The sequence below is a fragment of the Variovorax boronicumulans NBRC 103145 genome (assembly GCF_001591345.1).
Classification (GTDB): Bacteria; Pseudomonadota; Gammaproteobacteria; order Burkholderiales; family Burkholderiaceae_C; genus Variovorax; species Variovorax boronicumulans.
This window is the reverse complement of the sequence record NZ_BCUS01000036.1, coordinates 1-17595: the sequence shown is the minus strand read 5'-3', so window position 1 is coordinate 17595 and position 17595 is coordinate 1. Positions and strand designations below refer to the sequence as shown.

Here is a 17595-nt window from a genome sequence, read left to right as displayed (position 1 = left end):
CTGTTTGCCTTAGAGCGCGCCCCTTCGGGGGCCCCTCGAGATACCCGCTCCGGCGGGTATTTTTTTGCCCGCCACCGGGCCGCCCGTCGCCCTACCACATCGCCATGACGGGTTTTCCCAATCCGATGGGGACAATGTTGTGGAAAACCGTGTGTGCAGCGCGCGAAACCCTTGCCTGGCGGGGCCTGCAACGCGGTGCCTGCGAAAGAGGCAGCGAAGGTAAAAAACCCGGAAAAATATTTTTCCCGCCCGTTTTCCCCGCCGAGACCCGCCCGCCGCCGCCCCGAACGGCGCTGAAAGAATTCATCAGACTCCCACCCCGAAGCCCCCGCTAGCATCGAACGACCCGGGCGGCCAGCCTGCGCCGCGCCGGGGACCCAAGGGAGCAAAACATCGTGAAGTGGATCGTGGCTGGCTTTGTGGCGCTGGTTTTCTCAGTGCTGTCGTTCAACGCATTCATCGCCAACGACCTGAGCCGCCAGACCCGCGGCAACCGGCTCATCGCCATGCTGACCGACCTGTACGGCTGGCTGATGGGCACCCTGGGCGCCGTGCCGACGGGCCTCCTGTTCGCGGCGTGCGCCGTGGGCATCGTGGTGCTGGCGGTCCGGGACGGCAAGAAGGCGTCCTGAGCCATGCCGGTGACCACGCGCGTGGCCCTGCTCGACCCGCAAGGCACCACCGGCCCCCAGCTGCTGCACAGCCTGCCCCGCCTGGGCTACGACACCCTGCGGTTCTCGAGTGCGGGCGACTTCTTTGCGTTGCTGGACAGCGGCCAGCCGATCGACCTGCTGCTGCTGGTGGTCGAGAACGAGCTGGCTTCGCGCAGCCTCTTCGCCGCCTGCAGGGCATTGAACATTCCGACGCTGCTCATCGTGCGCGACAGGCGCTGGGAGCAGCTCATGCCCTGGCGCGATGCGCCGGGCTGGGACGACTTCATCGAGCTGCACGGCGCCGGCATCGACGACGCCATCAACGAACTGGCCTGGCGCATGCGCACCCTGCTGCTGCGCGCCCGACAGGCCGCGCAGACCGCCAGCCTCGGCGCGGCGAGCTGGGGCCCCTACCGCTTTCTCGACATGGCCCACACGGTGCTGCTGCACGAGCGGCGCATCCGCCTGCAGCCGCGCCAGTACGCCTTCGCCGTCACGCTGTTCCGCAACGCCGGGCAGGTGATCACGCGCGAGTGGCTGTGGCAGTCGATCTGGGACAAGACCACGCCGTATGAAGGCACGCGCGTGCTCGACGTGTGCGCGGCCAACATCCGCAAGCGCCTGGCCCTGTGCGCCGCGAACGGCTACGAGCTGCGCGCGGTCTACAAGCAGGGCTACCGGCTGGTGTCGGTGTTGCCCGGGCGCGAACCCGTCAAGGAGAGGGAGTTCACGCGAAGAGGCCGGCCACGCCATGCCGCCCTTGCCGTGAATTGCTGACAGGCCCGGCCCCGCAGCGGGCCGGGCCCCGGGCGCGCGTCAGGCGTCCGCCCCCACGCGAATCAGCCGCGCCGGCTTCAGCCGGCCGTCCAGCGACGCCAGCCAGACGCCCAGGTCCTCGTTCGACACGGGCGTCAGCAGCAGCTCGAAGGAACGCTGCGCGCGCACCGCGACGGGCACCGACTCCACGCTCTCCAGCTCCGAGCGGTGCGTGAGGTACAGCAGCGGCAGCATCCAGTCGGCCGCCTGGTGCATCGCGGGCACCCGCGCCACCGTCTTCTGCGCGTCGGCGTGCAGCCCCACGATGACCCCGTCGAAGCGCTGGCCCACCTCCAGCGCCTGGATCAGGTCCGCGATGCGCACGAAAGGAATGAAGTCGGCCCCCAGCGCCGTCAGCGAGTTGCCGGTACAGGCGCGCTGCAAGGCGTCGGAATCGACCAGCGCGATCCGGTAGCCCGAGGGAGCAGGCGCGTTCATCGTCACTGCTCCCCTGCGATGTCGAGCTCGACGCGCCGGTTGGGCTGCAGGCACTGCAGCAGCGCCGGCGTGCTGCGGCTGCCTTCGCAGTCGGACACCACCGGCTGGCGCTTGCCCATGCCCGCGGTGCGGATCAGCTTGCGGTCCAGGCCCTGCTGCACCAGCAGGTCGCGCACGGTGTTGGCGCGCTCCAGCGACAGCGCCTCGTTGTAGGCGTCGCCGCCCAGCCGGTCGGTGTGCCCGGTCACCACGATGTAGTGCAGCGAGCGGAAGTTGTTGCGCAGCTCGACGGCCAGATGCTCCAGCCGCGTACGCCCTGCGGGCTGCAGGTCGGTGAGCGAGGCGCCGTCGAAGCGGAACAGGCCGTCTGCATTGAGCGTGACCTTCTGCGGCGGCGCCAGCTTGGTGCTGGCCGGGATCGGCGTGGCCGCCGGCGGCTGCGCGAGCAAGGCGCAGTCGGGGTTCTTCCACCAGCCGCCGGTCATCAGCTCGCTGCCGTTGAAACGCACCATGTACTGGCAGGTGGTGTAGTCGCTGCCCTTGCCCGTGTAGAAGTGGAAGATGTAGTTCCACTCGCGCACGCCCCACAGGCCTTCGCTGAAGTGCGGCCAGCCCAGCAGCTCGCGCAGCTGGTCCTTGCCCATGCCGGGGCGCACGCGCTGGAACTTCTCGGTGCCCGGAAAGGCGCCCTGCTTCCACTTGGCGCTGTCCAGCGCCGGAAACTCCTCGGGCCTGGGCGCCGCGGGCTTCTCGGCCGCGGCGCGCGCCTGCGCGTCCTTGTCGATGGCGGCGCCGGGCGAGGCGCAGCCCTGCAGGGCCGCAAGCAAGGCCGCCAATGCGACGGCGGACAGGGTTCGGTTCATCTGCTTCATTCTTTTTCTCTCCCGCTTCAATTGAAGACCCACTCGGCGCCGACCGTGGCCGCGGCCCCGGCGCGGCTCATGCCCACGCCGCCGGTCACGCTCCAGCCGTTGTTCTCGGCCGTGCGGCGGAAGCTGATGCCCACCGCGCTCTCGCCCTTGAACGTGCCGTAGCCCACGCGCATCACCGTCTTGCCCGGCACCGAGGTGCCCGGCATCTGCACGGCCATGGCGGCGGCCACGCCGGCATAGGCGTTCTTGGCGGTGTTGCGCAGCTCGTTGCCCAGCGCGTTGGTGCGCGCGTCGGTGTAGGCCATGCCGGCGGCGCCGGCCTGGTTCAGCTGCTGCACGTTGACCGCGTCGGTAGGCGCCACGCCCGGCGCCACGTTCTGCACCGTGACCGGGCCGGTGGAGGCCCCGTTGCCCATGGTCACGCTGTTGTAGTTGACGCTGCCGTCCACGTTCGTGTCGTAGCGCACCGCGCTTTGCTGCACGGCCTGCAGCTGGCGCACGTTCACCGCGTCGGTGGCCTGCGTGCCGCCGGCCACGTTGGTGATCTGGCGTTCGTTGCCGGTCGAGCCGACCGACACCGCGCCCTGCGCCGACTGCACCACGGTGTTCGAGAACATCTCGCGCTGCCCGTTCATGCCGGCGCGATTGGCCACCGCGCCGTCGCCCAGCGCCACGCTGTTGGCCGTGCTGGCCGTGCTGTTGGCACCCAGCGCGATGCTGCCGGCCGCCTTGGCCTGCGCGTTGTTGCCGGTGGCGATGGCGTTGTTGCCCAGCGCCACCGCGTTCGGTCCGATGGCCACGCTCTCGGCGCCGGCGGCGTTCGAGTCGGCCGCCTTCGAGTTGGCGTGGAAGTACTTGATGCCGCCACCGCCGGTGGTCATGTTGTTGATCGCCTGGTTCGTCGCGTACAGCTGGCTGCCGTTCACCGCGTCGGTGCTGGTGGCGCTGATCTCGCCGGCCGCGACGTTGGTGATCTGGCGCTCCGCGTCCTTCGAGCCGACGCTGACCACGCCCACCGGCTTGGTGCCTGCGAACTGGTAGGTCGTGCCCTGGAGCGTGACCTCTTTGGTGGGCTTGGCCTCCGCCGTGGTCGCGTCGTTGCCCAGCGCGATGCTGTTCTTCGTCGTGACCACGGCGCCGGTGCCGATGGCCACGCCCTGGTCGGCCTTGACGGCCGCGCCCGAGCCCACCGCCGTGCTGTCGGTGCCCGTGGACGTGGGCGCCACGTAGGTCGTCGGCGACCCGGTGATCCACTTGCTGCCCGCCGCCGCAGCCTGGCTGGCCACCGCCTGCAGCTGCGCCACGTTGACGGCGTCGCTCGGTGCGGAGCCGGCAGCCACGCCGGTGATCTGGCGGAACACGCCGTGGGCCGCGTCACCCACGCCCACCGCACCCGTGGTGCTGGTGGTGGCGGCGATGGCGTCCGCCTGCGCGGCGGTGGCCTCCGGCGGCACATAGCCCTTCACGCCGGCCGCGCGGTCGGCCACCGAGCCTGCGCCCAATGCCGCACCACCCGTCGCGGTGGCCGTGCTGCCTGCACCCACTGCCACGCTCACATCGCCGACAGCGGCGCTCGCCGCGCCCATCGCGACGCTTGCCACGCCCGAGGCGTTCGAGGCCGCGCCCGCAGCCACGCTGCCGTTGCCCGCAGCCCGCGCCCAGGCGCCAAAGGCCGCGCTGTCGATCCCGTCGGCGGTCGAGAAGTAGCCGACCGCCGTGCTGCGGTCGCCCATCGCCCAGGCGGCATTGCCGATCGACGTGGCGCTGACGCCCGCGGCCTGCGCCGCCGTGCCCATCGCCACCGCGTTGACGGCCGTCGCCTGTGCGTCCTTGCCCGCGGCGATCGCGTCGGCGCCCGTGGCACCGTCGTTGTTCTCGTTGCCGCCGCCGGTCGAGTTCACGCTGTAGTACTTGGTCTTGCTCTCGGCGACCGTGTCCTTGAGTTGGCTGACGTTCACCGCATCGGTGTTGGCCACGCCCGGCGCCACGTTCGTGATCACCTTGCCGCCCGCGTTGACACCCGCCGTGGTCACGCTCGGACCGCCGACGATGGTCAGGCCGGTGGCGCCGAGGGTGACGTTCGGGCCGACGGTCACGCCGGCGTTGTTCATCACGGTGTCGCCGGTCGTCACGCTGTCGAACTTCACGTCCTTGGCCGTGGCTACGGTCAACGTGTTGCCGTTGCGGGTGACGACCATGTTGTCGCCGTTGGCGAAGTTGGCCGTGCCGCCCGGGGCGATGTTCTGCGGGCTCGCCTCGCCGTTCGCGCTGAGGTTCCAGCCCTTGCTGGCCGTGGCGTCGACCAGCTTGAGCTGCTCTTCGGTCGCTGCGCGGCCCACGGTCGCGAAGCTCGGGTCGGTCAGCGTCTTGTTGCTCAAGCCCTGGATGTCGTTGCTGACGCCGCTGAGCTTGACGGTGCCGCTGGTCACGCCGCCTGCGGCCACCGCGGTGGTCGTGGTGCCGTTGTTCACCGTCAGGCCCGTGGTGTTCAGCACGCTCTGGCCCACCGTCACGCTGTTGTTGACCTTCACGTCGTCGGCGAGCTTGAAGTCCAGGTTCGTGCCCGTGCGCGTGATCGCGATGTTGCTGTCCGAGTTGCTGAAATCGACCTTGCCGCCCGGTGCGACGTTGCCGCCGGTGGCTTCGCCGTTGGCCGCGACATTCCAGCCTGCGCTGGCGGTGTCGTTGACCTTCTTCAGTTGCTCTTCCGTCGCAGCGCGGCCCACGGTCGCGAAGCTTGGGTCGGTCAGCGTCTTGTTGCTCAGGCCTTGGATGTCATTGCTGACGCCGCTGAGCTTGACGGTGCCGCTGGTGACGCCACCCGCCGCGACGGCCGTGGTGGTCGTGCCGTCGTTCACGGTCAGGCCCGTGGTGTTGAGCACGCTCTGGCCCACGGTCACGCTGTTGTTGACTTTCACGTCGTTGGCCAGCTTGAAGTCGAGGTTCGTGCCGGTGCGCGTGATGGCGATGTTGCTGTCCGAGTTGCTGAAATCGACCTTGCCACCCGGTGCGACGTTGCCGCCCGTGGCTTCGCCGTTGGCTGCGACATTCCAACCCGCGCTGGCCGTGTCGTTGACGATCTTGAGCTGTTCTTCCGTGGCCCCGCGGCCCACGGTCGCGAAGCTCGGGTCGGTCAGTGTCTTGTTGCTCAGGCCTTGGATGTCATTGCTGACGCCGCTGAGCTTGACGGTGCCGCTGGTGACGCCGCCGGCTGCAACAGCCGTGGTGGTCGTGCCATCGTTCACCGTCAGACCCGTGGTGTTGAGCACGCTCTGCCCCACCGTCACGCTGTTGTTGACCTTCACGTCGTCAGCGAGCTTGAAGTCGAGGTTCGTGCCGCTGCGCGTGATCGTGACGTTGCTGTCGGAGTTGCTGAAGTCGACCTTGCCGCCAGGAGCGACATTGCCTCCCGTGGCTTCACCGTTGGCCGCGACATTCCAGCCTGCGCTGGCGGTGTCGTTGACCTTCTTCAGTTGCTCTTCGGTCGCTGCACGTCCCGCCGTCGCGAAGCTCGGATCGGTCAGCGTCGTGTTGCTGAGACCCTTGATGTCGTTGGTCACGCCACTCAGATTGACCGAGCCACTGGTCACGCCACCTGCCGCGACTGCGGTGGTGGTCGTGCCGTCGTTCACGGTCAGGCCCGTGGTGTTGAGCACGCTCTGGCCCACGGTCACGCTGTTGTTGACCTTGACGTCATCGGCCAGCTTGAAGTCCAGGTTCGTACCGCTTCGCGTGACGGCGATGTTGCTGTCCGAATTGCTGAAGTCGACCTTGGCGCCCGGTGCAACGTTGCCGCCCGTGGCTTCGCCGTTGGCTGCGACATTCCAGCCTGCGCCGGCGGTGTCGTTGACCTTCTTCAGTTGCTCTTCAGTGGCCGCACGCCCCACGGTCGCAAAGCTCGGGTCGGTCAACGTCGTGTTGCTGAGGCCCTGAATGTCGTTGGTGACACCGCTCAGGTTGACGGTTCCACTGGTCACGCCGCCGGCCGCAACGGCCGTGGTCGTGGTGCCGTTGTTGATCGTCAGACCCGTGGTGTTAAGCACGCTCTGCCCCACTGTCACGCTGTTGTTGACCTTCACATCGTCAGCGAGCTTGAAGTCGAGGTTCGTGCCCGTGCGGGTGATCGCGATGTTGCTGTCGGAGTTGCTGAAGTCGACCTTACTGCCCGGTGCGACGTTGCCGCCCGTGGCTTCGCCGTTCGCCGCCACGTTCCAGCCTGCGCTGGCCGTGTCATTGACGATCTTGAGCTGCTCTTCAGTCGCTGCACGGCCTACCGTCGCGAAGCTCGGGTCGGTCAACGTCTTGTTGCTCAAGCCCTGGATGTCGTTCGTCACGCCACTCAGGCTGACCGTTCCACTGGTCACGCCGCCGGCAGCCGTCGCCGTCGTGGTCGTGCCGTTGGTCACGGTGGTGCCCGTCGCCGACGTCGTCGTGACGTTGCCCGCGCCGTCGTTCACCGTCAGGCCCGTCGTGTTCAGCACGCTCTGGCCCACCGTGACGCTGTTGTTGACCTTGACGTCGTCGGCCAGTTTGAAGTCGAGGTTCGTACCGCTTCGCGTGATCGTGACGTTGCTGTCCGAATTGCTGAAGTCGACCTTGCCGCCCGGTGCGACGTTGCCTCCCGTGGCTTCGCCGTTCGCCGCCACGTTCCAGCCTGCGCTGGCCGTGTCGTTGACGATCTTGAGCTGTTCTTCCGTGGCCCCACGGCCCACGGTCGCAAAGCTCGGGTCGGTCAGCGTCTTGTTGCTCAGGCCCTGAATGTCGTTCGTCACGCCGCTCAGATTGACCGTCCCGCTGGTCACGCCGCCGGCTGCAACGGCGGTGGTCGTCGTGCCGTTGTTCACAGTCAGACCGGTGGTGTTCAGCACGCTCTGGCCCACGGTCACGCTGTTGTTGACCTTCACGTCATCCGCCAGCTTGAAGTCGAGGTTCGTACCGCTGCGGGTGATCGTGACGTTGCTGTCGGAGTTGCTGAAGTCGACCTTGCCGCCAGGCGCCACATTGCCACCCGTGGCCTCACCGTTCGCTCCCACGTTCCAGCCTGCGCTGGCCGTGTCATTGACGATCTTGAGCTGTTCTTCAGTCGCTGCACGGCCCACCGTCGCGAAGCTCGGATCGGTCAGCGTCTTGTTGCTCAGCCCTTGGATGTCGTTCGTCACGCCACTCAGATTGACCGAGCCACTGGTCACGCCACCTGCCGCGACTGCGGTGGTGGTCGTTCCGTTGTTGACCGTCAGGCCAGTGGTGTTGAGCACGCTCTGGCCGACTGTCACGCTGTTGTTGACCTTGACGTCGTCAGCGAGCTTGAAGTCGAGGTTCGTGCCGGTGCGCGTGATCGCGATGTTGCTGTCCGAGTTGCTGAAGTCGACCTTGCCGCCCGGTGCGACGTTGCCTCCCGTGGCTTCACCGTTGGCCGCGACATTCCAGCCTGCGCTGGCGGTGTCATTGACGATCTTGAGCTGCTCTTCCGTAGCCCCACGGCCCACCGTCGCGAAGCTCGGATCGGTCAACGTCTTGTTGCTCAAGCCCTGGATGTCGTTCGTCACGCCGCTCAGGTTGACCGTTCCGCTGGTCACGCCGCCGGCCGCAACCGCCGTGGTGGTCGTGCCGTTGTTGACCGTCAGGCCGGTGGTGTTGAGCACGCTCTGACCCACAATCACGCTGTTGTTGACCTTGACGTTGTCAGCCAGCTTGAAGTCGAGGTTGGTGCCGGTGCGCGTGATCGCGATGTTGCTGTCCGAGTTGCTGAAGTCGACCTTGGCCCCTGGGGCCACATTGCCGCCCGTGGCTTCACCATTGGCAGCCACATTCCATCCCGCGTTGGCGGTCGCATCGACGGCCTTGAGCTGGCTCACGTTCACCGCATCCGTATCGACCGCGCCGGCCGCCACATTGGTGATGCGCCGCTCGGCACCCACGCCGCCTACCGACACTTCGCCCACCGGCACCGCTCCGGCGACCGACGTTGCGCCCGGCGGCACGTAGGCCGCGTTAGCGTTCAACGTCGCCAGGTCCGTGGCCGTGGTGCTGTTGGCACCGAGCGCCACCGCGTTCGCGTAGGTGGCGCTGGCATCGGTGCCGATGCTGACGCCGCTGTCGCCCGTGGCCTTGGCACGGGTGCCGATGGCGACCGTGTTGCTGGCGCTGACGCTCTCGCCCGCGTTCAAGCCGATCGCGACGTTGGCGCTGCCCTGGACCCCGCCGCCGGCAAGACCGCCCAGCGCCACGTTGAAGGCGCCGTTGGTGCCCTGCCCCGCGGAACTTCCGATGCCCACGTTGGAGAAACCGGTCGTGACTGCCCCGCCGTTCACGCCGATGCCGATGTTGGAGTCCCCGGTGACGCGGGCGCCCGCGCTCAACCCGAGCGCAGTGTTGTTCCCGCCCGTCACCGACACACCGGCGCTGTTGCCGACGGCCGTGTTGTCCGCTCCCGCAACCTGCCGGCCCGCGCCGTACCCGACGAAGGTGTTGTGCGAATTGCCAGCCGCCGTGCTGCCCGAGCCGGCCATGTTGCCGACCGCCACGGTGCCCACGCCCGCGGCCACGGCATCCACGCCTGCCGCGATCGCATTGATGCCGGTCGCGCCCTTGTTGTCGTAGTTGCCGCCCTGCGTGCCGTTGTCGTTCACGCTGTAGTAGTGCGTCTGCGCGCCCTTGAGCTGGCTCACGTTGACGGCATCCGTATCGTCCGAGCCCGCCGCCACGTTGGTGATACGCCGCTCCTTGCCCGCGCTGCCCACCGACACCTCGCCCACCGGCGCGCTGCCGGCCACGGCCGTCGCGCCTGCCGGCACATAGGCGTTCTTGAGCGCCAGTGCGGCTGCGTCCTGCGTCGCCTTCGAATCCGCGCCCAGCGCCACACTGTTGACGGCGGCAGCCTGCGCGCCATGACCGACGGCAACGCCGTCGTCCTTGCTGGCCACGGCGCTGTTGCCGATGCTCACCGTGTTGTTGGCAGTGATGCCGGCAAACGTCGCGGTGTCGACGATGCCTGCGAGGCTGCCGATGGCGATGTTGCTGCTGCCTGTTGTTCCAGCACCAGCCAGAGCACCGATGCCGATGTTCGCATCGCCGACGACGGAGGCACCCGACAAGTCGCCCATGGCGATGTTGTCGTTGCCGTTCACGGCCTGGCCCGCACTGCCGCCGATCGCGGTGTTGTAAGTGCCCTTGGTCCCGATGCCGCTGTAGACACCCATCGCCAGGTTGTAGTCGCCCTGGACGCCCTGGCCCGCCGCAATGCCGAACGCCGCGTTCGAGCTGCCAGCCACGTCCTTGCCCGCAGCGGAACCCACGGCGGTGTTGCTGGACCCCACGACACCACCACCCGCTTCGGTGCCGATGCCCACGTTGTTCTGGCCGGCCAGGCCGGCGCTGGCGCCCACACCGGCCTGGTAGCCGATGGACACGCTGCGCTCGCCGTTGGCCTGCGCGCCCACGCCCGCCGCCAGTGCGTTGATGCCGGTGGCGCCGTCGTTGGCGTAATTGCCGCCCTGCGTGCCGTTGTCGTTCACGCTGTAGTAGTGCGTCTGCGCGGCCTTGAGCTGCGCGACGTTCACCGCATCGGTGGCTTGCGTGCCCGCCGCCACGTTCGTGATCTGGCGCGTCTGGCCATTGCCGCCGACGCTCACTGCGCCCAGCGTGCTCTTCCACGTGGCCGAGGTGTCCGTCGAGGCCAGGCCCATGGCCGGGTCGAAGCCCGACACGCCCTTGTCCGTGCTCGCCACCGATTTGCTGCCCAGCGCCACGCCATCAGCCACCGTCACGCTGGTCGAATCGCCCAGTGCCGTGGCATTGGCCACGTTGACCTTGACGTTGTTGCCCAGCACGAAAGTGTTGTTCGCCGCAGCGCCCAGCGTGTTGTTGTTGCCGACGCTGTAGCTGTTGGCACCGTCGATCACGGTCGGGTCGCCGATGGCGCCGCTGTTCTTGCCGTTGACGACGTTGCCCGTGCCGATGCTGATCGACTGCGTGCCCAGCGCCTGGGCGCCCGTGCCGATCGCGATGGCGCGCTCGGCATTGGCAAACGCCTGGGTGCCCAGGGCGATCGTGTCGCTTGCCGTCGTCGGCGTGATGTTCCCGGAAGCCACATCGCCAGCAAGGCCCGCGGCTGAGCCGATCGCCAGGTTGCGGTTGCCGCTCACCAGGGCCCCTGCAGTCTGGCCGAGAGCGATGTTCTCGTTGCCGTCGGCGGCAAGACCGGCGTTCTGGCCCAGCGCCACGTTGCCGTTGCCCTTGGCGATCGAGCCCGCCCCCGCGCCGATGGCGAGATTCGCATCACCCTGGGTGCCAAGCCCCGCCCCCTGCCCGATCGCGGCATTGCCCGAACCCACGACGCTGGCGCCCGCCGAAGTGCCCATGCCGATGTTGCCGTCGCCCTTCACGAACGCGCCCGCGGCGAAGCCCCATGCGGCATTGCTGTCGCCCTCGGTGTTTGCGCCCGCCAGGTTGCCGAAGGCCGAGTTGGCGGTGCCCTTGGAGAAGATGCCCGCCCCCGCGCCGATGAAGCTGTTCAGGTCGCCCTCCGACGAGCTGCCGGCCGTCGCCCCGATGAAGGTGTTGCTGTTGCCCGACGCCGCCTGCCCTGCGTTGTTGCCGATGGCGGTGATGTCCGCGCCCGCGCTCTTGTTGCCGGCACCGGAGCCGATGAAGGTCCCCGTCAGCACGGTCGAATCCTTGCCTGCGCTTGCGCCGATTGCCACGGTGCCGCCCTTGGCGGCAGAGGCCTGGGTTCCGATCGCCACGCCGTTCGCGCCGGCCGCGTTGGCCTGGTAGCCCTGCGCGATCGCATAGTGGCCGCCGGCCGTCGCGCCGTGGCCCATGGCGGTCGCATGGTCCCCGCCGGCCTTGGCATCGACGCCCGAGGCGATGGCATTGAGGCCCGTGGCGCCCTTGTTGTCGTAGTTGCCGCCCTGCGTGCCGTTGTCGTTCACGCTGTAGTAATGCGTCTGCCCCGCCTTGAGCTGCGCGACGTTCACCGCATCGGTGGCTTGCGTGCCCGCTGCCACGTTCGTGATCTGGCGCGTCTGCCCATTGCCGCCCACGCTCACCGCGCCCAGCGTGCTCTTCCACGTGGCCGAGGTGTCCGTCGAGGCCTTGCCCGCGGCCGGGTCGAAGCCCGCCACGCCCTTGTCCGTGCTCGCCACCGACTTGCTGCCCAGCGCCGCGCCGTCAGCCACCGTCACGCTGGTCGAGTCGCCCAGCGCCGTCGCGTTGGCCACGTTGACGTTGACGTTGTTGCCCAGCACGAAGGTGTTGTTCGCCGCAGCGCCCAACGTGTTGTTGTTGCCCACGCTGTAGCTGTTGGCGCCGTCGATCGTGCTCGGATCGCCGATGGCGCCGCTGTTGTTGCCGTTGACGACGTTGCCCGTGCCGATGCTGATCGACTGCGTGCCGTTGGCCTGGGCACCCTTGCCCATGGCGATGGAGGCTTCGCCCTTCGCAAAGGCGCTGTCGCCCACCGCCACGCTGGACACACCGAAAGCCTTGCTCGCCGTGCCGATGGCCACGGCGGCCTTGTCGCCGGCGACCGCCGACGAGCCCAGCGCCACGGCGTCGTCGCCGGTGGCGCGCGACAGGTGGCCGATAGCCGTCGTGCGGCTGGCGTCGATGCCGGCCACGCCGTTGCGCTGGAACGCCTGGGTGACCGAGGTCTGCAGCTCGGCGGCGGTGACCAGCACGTTGCCGCTGCTGGCTTCGATGACGTTGCCGCTGGCGTCCAGGGTGTAGGTGCCGTCGGCCAGGCCGGCCTCGGTCACGCCGCGCGTGGCCAGAAAGCCCATGTACTCGGTCTGCGCCGCCAGGCTCGCCGCCTGCACGGCGGCCTGGGAGATCGGGGCGTTCGGGTCCTGCGCGGCCAGCGCCAGGTTGGCACTGGCGAGGGTGCCGAGCGCGATGTTGTTGCTGCCCTTGGCCTGAAAGCCCGCCATCGTGCCCTGGTTGATGTTCTGGTCGCCCGTCACGAACTGGCCGGCGCGCTGGCCCACCGCGACGTTGCGGTTGCCGGCCGACAGCCCGCCCGCGCCGTAGCCCATGCCGGCGTTTTCGTCGCCCTGCACCGCAAAACCCGCCTGGTTGCCGACGTAGGAATTGCGCGCGCCATTGCCGCTCGCGCCCGAGCCGCTGCCGACGAAGGTGTTGAGCGAATTGCTGAAATCGTTCGGGTCGGTCTTGGCGGGGCGGCCCATGCCCGCGAACGTGCCGATCGCGACGGTGTCGTAGCCGGCTTCGGCGCGCGAACCCAGCGCCGTGCCGCGGCCCTCGGCCTTGGCCGAGCCGCCCAAGGCGACGGAGTTGCCTTCGGTGGCGGAGGCATAGGTGCCGACCGCCACGGAACTCCAGTTCTCGGTCGGTCCGGTCAGGCGGTCGCCACCGCTCGCAATGGCGGCGCGGCCGATGGCGATGTCGCCAAGCTTGTGCGCCTCGGCGCCGTTGCCCATGGCCACGGTGTCGTTCGCGAGCGCCTTCGCATCGGGGCCGATCGCCACGCTGTTGACGCCGATGGCGCCCGAGTTGGCCTGGGTCGAATTGCCGACAGCCGTCGAATTCACATGCAGGTACGGCGTCTCGTCGACGCTCACCCAGCGCCCGCCCTTCCAGGTCACCAGGCCTTGCGTGAGGCCGTTGGTGGTGGTGCCGGGCGTGGTGTTGAAGAGCATCATCCCGTCGGCCGGCACGCCGCCAGGCAGGCCCCAGGTGGTGGCGTCGGTGAGCGCGACGCGCGGCATCATCACGCCGCGGGTGTATGAGTTGATGTCGAGGACGGCACCGGGGACGGGGTCGGGCGACGCGTGCCCCGTGTAGTCGGTGATCGTCGCCTGCGCATTTGCGTTGCCGGCACCGCCCAACAGCGCCGCTCCCATCACCCCGGCCGTGACGGCCGCACGCACCACGCTGCCGCGCTTGCCCCGCGCTCGGGTCGTTTCCGACGCGGCAACCCAAGCGCCCAGCGCCTCATTCCAGATGGATCGATAAGACTTGTTCATTTCCCCTGTTCCTCGGATGCAAGCCGGCCTTACCCCGCAGGATCGCGACATGGCGAGCGGAGATGACCGGAGATGTGGAGTGATCGGAGCGCCGGGTGGCGCTACAGGGGGCGGATGATGTCGAGGGCCTTCGAGGGTCGAAGGGCCGGCGTGAGGTTTGGTCAGATTTGCAGCCAGCTTTAGTCTGCATTTGTGAATTTCTTTACTACTTCATAACCATCGCCAACAATGTTGCTAACGTTCACGCTACGGAATTCGTCAGATTTCGGGTGTGGATTCACTGTCAAAATTGCCGCCGCCACCCCTGGAGTCCATGCGCATCGCCATCCTTGAAGACGACCCGAACCAGCTCTCGCATCTCGTGCGGACACTCGAGCAGCTGTTAACAATTGGCGAGACGAATGTGACGTGCATCACGTTTTCGAACGGGTCGACCTTGCAACAGGCACTGCGGCGCGAAAGCTTCGATCTGCTGGTGCTCGACTGGAACGTGCCCGGCCTGGCCGGCGTCGAATTGCTGCAGTGGCTGCGCAAGTGGCAGACCGACAAGGTGCCGGTGCTCATGCTGAGTTCGCGCGCTTCCGAGCACGACGTGGTGCAGGCGCTGAACCTCGGCGCCGACGACTACATCGTCAAACCCTTCCGACCGCTCGAACTGCGGGCCCGCGTGCAGCGCCTGATGGCCCGGCGCGTGCCGCTGGCGCCGTCCGACGGCGAGCGCTTCGGCCGCTGGGAGTTCGAACGGGTGTCGCAAAGCGTGCTGATCCACCCGGCCCCGGGCGACGACGCCGCGCCGCAGCGGCATGCCCTCACCGACCGCGAGTTCAAGCTCGCGCTGACGCTGTTCCAGCACATGGGCGACACGGTGTCGCGCGCGCATCTGCTCGAAAGCGCTGGCTACAGCAACGAAGAACTGCCTTCGCGCACGCTGGACAGCCACATCTACCGGCTGCGCAGCAAGCTCGGCCTCGAAGCCGAAAGCGGACTGAGCCTGCGCACGGTGTATGGCCGCGGCTATCGGCTCGAGGCCACGCAACACGCACCGCAGGCGGATTCCTGATGGCGACGACGCACCCAACCCCGTTCCGCCCGCACCGCCTCCTGGCCTGCGCCGCGCTGCTCGTCGCCACGGCGGCGGGCGCGCAGTCGCCGCACGTGGTGAAGCCCGGCGAAACCCTGTGGGGCATCTCGGGCCAGCAGCTGGACACGCCGCTGCGCTGGCCCGAAGTGCAGCAACGCAACCAGGTGGGCGAGCCGCGCCTGTTGCAACCGGGCACGGTGCTGTACTTTGCCGACGGCCGGCTCGTGCCCGAGGGCGCGGCCGTGGTCACCGCGGTCGAAGGCCGGGCCTCGCGCAAGCGCGCGGGTGTGCCTGAACAGGTCCTCACGCCCGGCCTGCCGATCCAGGCCGGCGACACGCTCATCACCGGCACCGATGCCTTCGTGACCCTCGGGGTGGCGGGCGGCAGCCGCGTCGTGCTGCCCTCGCGCAGCGCGCTCGAGGTGCTGGCCATCGACGCCAACACGGTGCGGCTGCGGCTGATCGAAGGCCGCGTCGAATCGCAGGTGCACAAGCAGCAGCCGAACCAGCAGTTCGAGATCCGCGCGCGGTCGATGGGCCTGGGCGTGCGCGGCACGCACTTTCGCGTGCGCGACGAAGACGGCGTGCTGACGGGTGAGGTGATCTCGGGCGAGGTGGTCGTGCAAGGCCCCGCACAGTCCGAACCGCCGCTCGTGCTGCGCGAAGGCCGCGGCGCGGTGCTGCTGGAGAGCGGCCCGTCGCAAGCGAAGGGGCTGCTGCCGGCGCCCCAGCTGGTGCCCGAAACGACGGCGCGCAACGACCGAACGTTCCGCTTCACGCCCGTTGCGGGCGCGCAAACCTACCGCCTGCAGTTGGCGCGCGACGAGCGCTTCCTGCTGCCGGTGCACGAACAACGCGGCCCGGGACCTTCCTTCACGGTGCCGGCGGAACTGCCATCGGGCCTGTACCAGCTGCGCCTCACGGCCTTCGATGCCGCCCGGCTCGAAGGGCTGCCGGGCGACGGCACGGTCTACCTGCCCACGGTCGAAGGCGGCGCGGGCGGCCAGAGCACGTCGACCGCACTGCCCGACGGGCGCGTGGAGGTCCGCTGGCCGGGCATCGCAGGCCAGCGCTACACCTTCGAACTCGCGCGCAGCCCTGACTTCGCCGTGTTGCTGGTGAACGAGCCTGCGGTCTACGCCACCGGCATGACGGTCGGCCCCTTCGCGCTCGGCGGGCGCTACCACTGGCGTGCGCGCCAGGCCACCCCCGACGGTGCTGCGTCCGCAGCGACCGGTTTCGGCGGAAGCTTCGACATCCCGGTGCGCTGAAGCGGGGCCACGCGCATGCGCCTCGTCGTCGAACGCCTGCTGATGGCGCTGCTGCTGCCGCTGGCCATGCTCGGCCTGGCGCACCGCCCGGGCCTGCTGCAGATGGATGCGTACATCCACGACCGCCTGCTGATCCTGGCCTCGCACCGGGCGTCGGCGGACATCCTGATCATCGCCATCGACGAGCACAGCCTGCGCGAACTCGGGCGCTGGCCCTGGAGCCGCGCGACCCACGCGCGCCTGCTCGAACGGCTCGCGCCGGCGGCGCCGCGCGCGGTGCTGCTCGACCTCTTCCTGACCGAGCCGAGCGCAGACCCGCGCGAAGACGCGCACCTGGCGCGGGCCATGGGCCTGCTGCCCGTGTACCTGCCGCTGCTGCATGCGAGCCCCCTGGCCTTCACGAGCCACGAATGGCCGGGCTTCCTGCCGCCGCTGCCCGACTTTGCCGCCCAGGCCCGCGGCGTGGGGCACGCCGGCCTCGCGCCCGACACCGACGGCGTGGCGCGCACGCTGTACCTGCTCGAGGGCTATCCGAACCAGCTGCAGCCCTACGTGGGCGCGCTGATGGCGCAGCGCGTCCCGCCGGCCGTGGTCGACCCCGAAGCGACGCCGGTCGACTGGCTGCGCCAGAGCCCGTTGCGCCTGCTGTTCGCCGGCCCGCGCGGCAGCTACCGCACCGTGCCCTACGTGAGCGTGCTGCGCGGCGAAGTGCCCGCCGAGCTGCTGCGCGACAAGCTGCTGCTCGTGGGCGCCACCGCGCCCGGCCTCGGCGACCAGACGCTCACGCCCAACGCCGGCATCCGCGGCGTGCTGCCCGGCGTGGAGGTGCATGCCAATGCCATCGACAACCTGATGCACGGCCGCAACGTGAGCGTATCGCCGCCGCTGTGGCACGCAGCCTGGACCGTGGTGCCGCTGTGGCTCGCGCTGTGGCTGCTGGTCCGGCGGGGCCGGCACGCACTGCCGATCGCCGCCGGCCTCGCGAGCGCGTGCCTGCTGATCAGCGGCGTCGCCATGCTGGCGTGGCACCACTGGCTGCCGCCTGTGGCGCCGATGCTCGGCCTGGCCATCCTCTACCTGCTGTGGAGCTGGCGCCGTCTCGAATCGCAGTTCGTCTACCTGCGCAAGCGCGCGCAGGTGCTCGACGCCCTCCCCGGCGGCACCTTCGAAGTCATGCCGGCCCGCTCGCCGGCGCCTGCCGATCCGGCGGAGCATCCCAAGCAGGCGCTCGACCGCGCCATTGCACGCCTGCGGCGCATGCAGCAACTCATGGACAAGGCCATGCAGGCGATGCCCGTGGCCATGCTGATCTGCGACGAAGAGGGGCGCATCGGGTCGGGCAACGCCGCGGCCTTCCGGCTACTGGGCGCCGGTGCCATGCCATCGCACGACGACGATGGCATTGCGCCGCCCGCGCTGCGCGGCGTGCGCCTGCCCGAGCTGATCGCGCCGCTGGCCGTGCCGCCCGCCAGCGGCGCG

The 17595-nt window shown here is 69.1% G+C and carries 8 protein-coding genes; 5 read left to right on the top strand and 3 right to left on the bottom strand.

Annotation, left to right across the window (positions count from 1 at the left end; genetic code table 11):
* The first annotated feature begins 395 nt into the window (after positions 1-395).
* Both VBO01S_RS12800 and VBO01S_RS12795 read left to right on the top strand, forming a co-directional pair.
* Entirely contained in the window at positions 396-632 is a 237-nt protein-coding gene (locus tag VBO01S_RS12800; protein WP_062474563.1) for a hypothetical protein, read from the top strand.
* A 3-nt stretch (positions 633-635) separates the two neighbouring features.
* On the top strand, positions 636-1430 hold the full coding sequence (locus VBO01S_RS12795) for a winged helix-turn-helix domain-containing protein (RefSeq protein ID WP_062474561.1): 795 nt from the start codon (positions 636-638) through the stop codon (positions 1428-1430).
* 39 nt (positions 1431-1469) lie between these two features.
* Here VBO01S_RS12795 and VBO01S_RS12790 read toward each other — a convergent pair whose 3' ends face one another.
* The 3 genes from VBO01S_RS12790 to VBO01S_RS32395 are packed head-to-tail and all read right to left on the bottom strand — an operon-like array spanning position 1470 to position 13764.
* Positions 1470-1907, bottom strand: a complete 438-nt coding sequence (locus tag VBO01S_RS12790; RefSeq protein ID WP_062474559.1) for a hypothetical protein — start codon at positions 1905-1907, stop codon at positions 1470-1472.
* 2 nt (positions 1908-1909) lie between these two features.
* Positions 1910-2770, bottom strand: coding sequence for an OmpA family protein (locus VBO01S_RS12785; protein WP_062474631.1), 861 nt, complete (start codon positions 2768-2770; stop codon positions 1910-1912).
* 26 nt (positions 2771-2796) lie between these two features.
* The gene (locus tag VBO01S_RS32395; RefSeq protein WP_169805051.1) at positions 2797-13764 is read right to left on the bottom strand and encodes an ESPR-type extended signal peptide-containing protein; all 10968 of its coding nucleotides are present in this window, start codon (positions 13762-13764) and stop codon (positions 2797-2799) included.
* A gap of 313 nt (positions 13765-14077) precedes the next feature.
* Here VBO01S_RS32395 and VBO01S_RS12775 point away from each other — a divergent pair, with 313 nt between their 5' ends.
* The 3 genes from VBO01S_RS12775 to VBO01S_RS12765 form a co-directional block, all read left to right on the top strand.
* Positions 14078-14824, top strand: a complete 747-nt coding sequence (locus tag VBO01S_RS12775; protein ID WP_062474555.1) for a response regulator transcription factor — start codon at positions 14078-14080, stop codon at positions 14822-14824.
* Entirely contained in the window at positions 14824-16116 is a 1293-nt protein-coding gene (locus VBO01S_RS12770; protein WP_062474553.1) for a FecR family protein, read from the top strand. The genes VBO01S_RS12775 and VBO01S_RS12770 overlap by 1 nt, the downstream gene beginning before the upstream one ends.
* A gap of 15 nt (positions 16117-16131) precedes the next feature.
* A partial coding sequence (locus VBO01S_RS12765; protein WP_157627360.1) for a CHASE2 domain-containing protein occupies positions 16132-17595 on the top strand: 1464 nt, incomplete at its 3' end.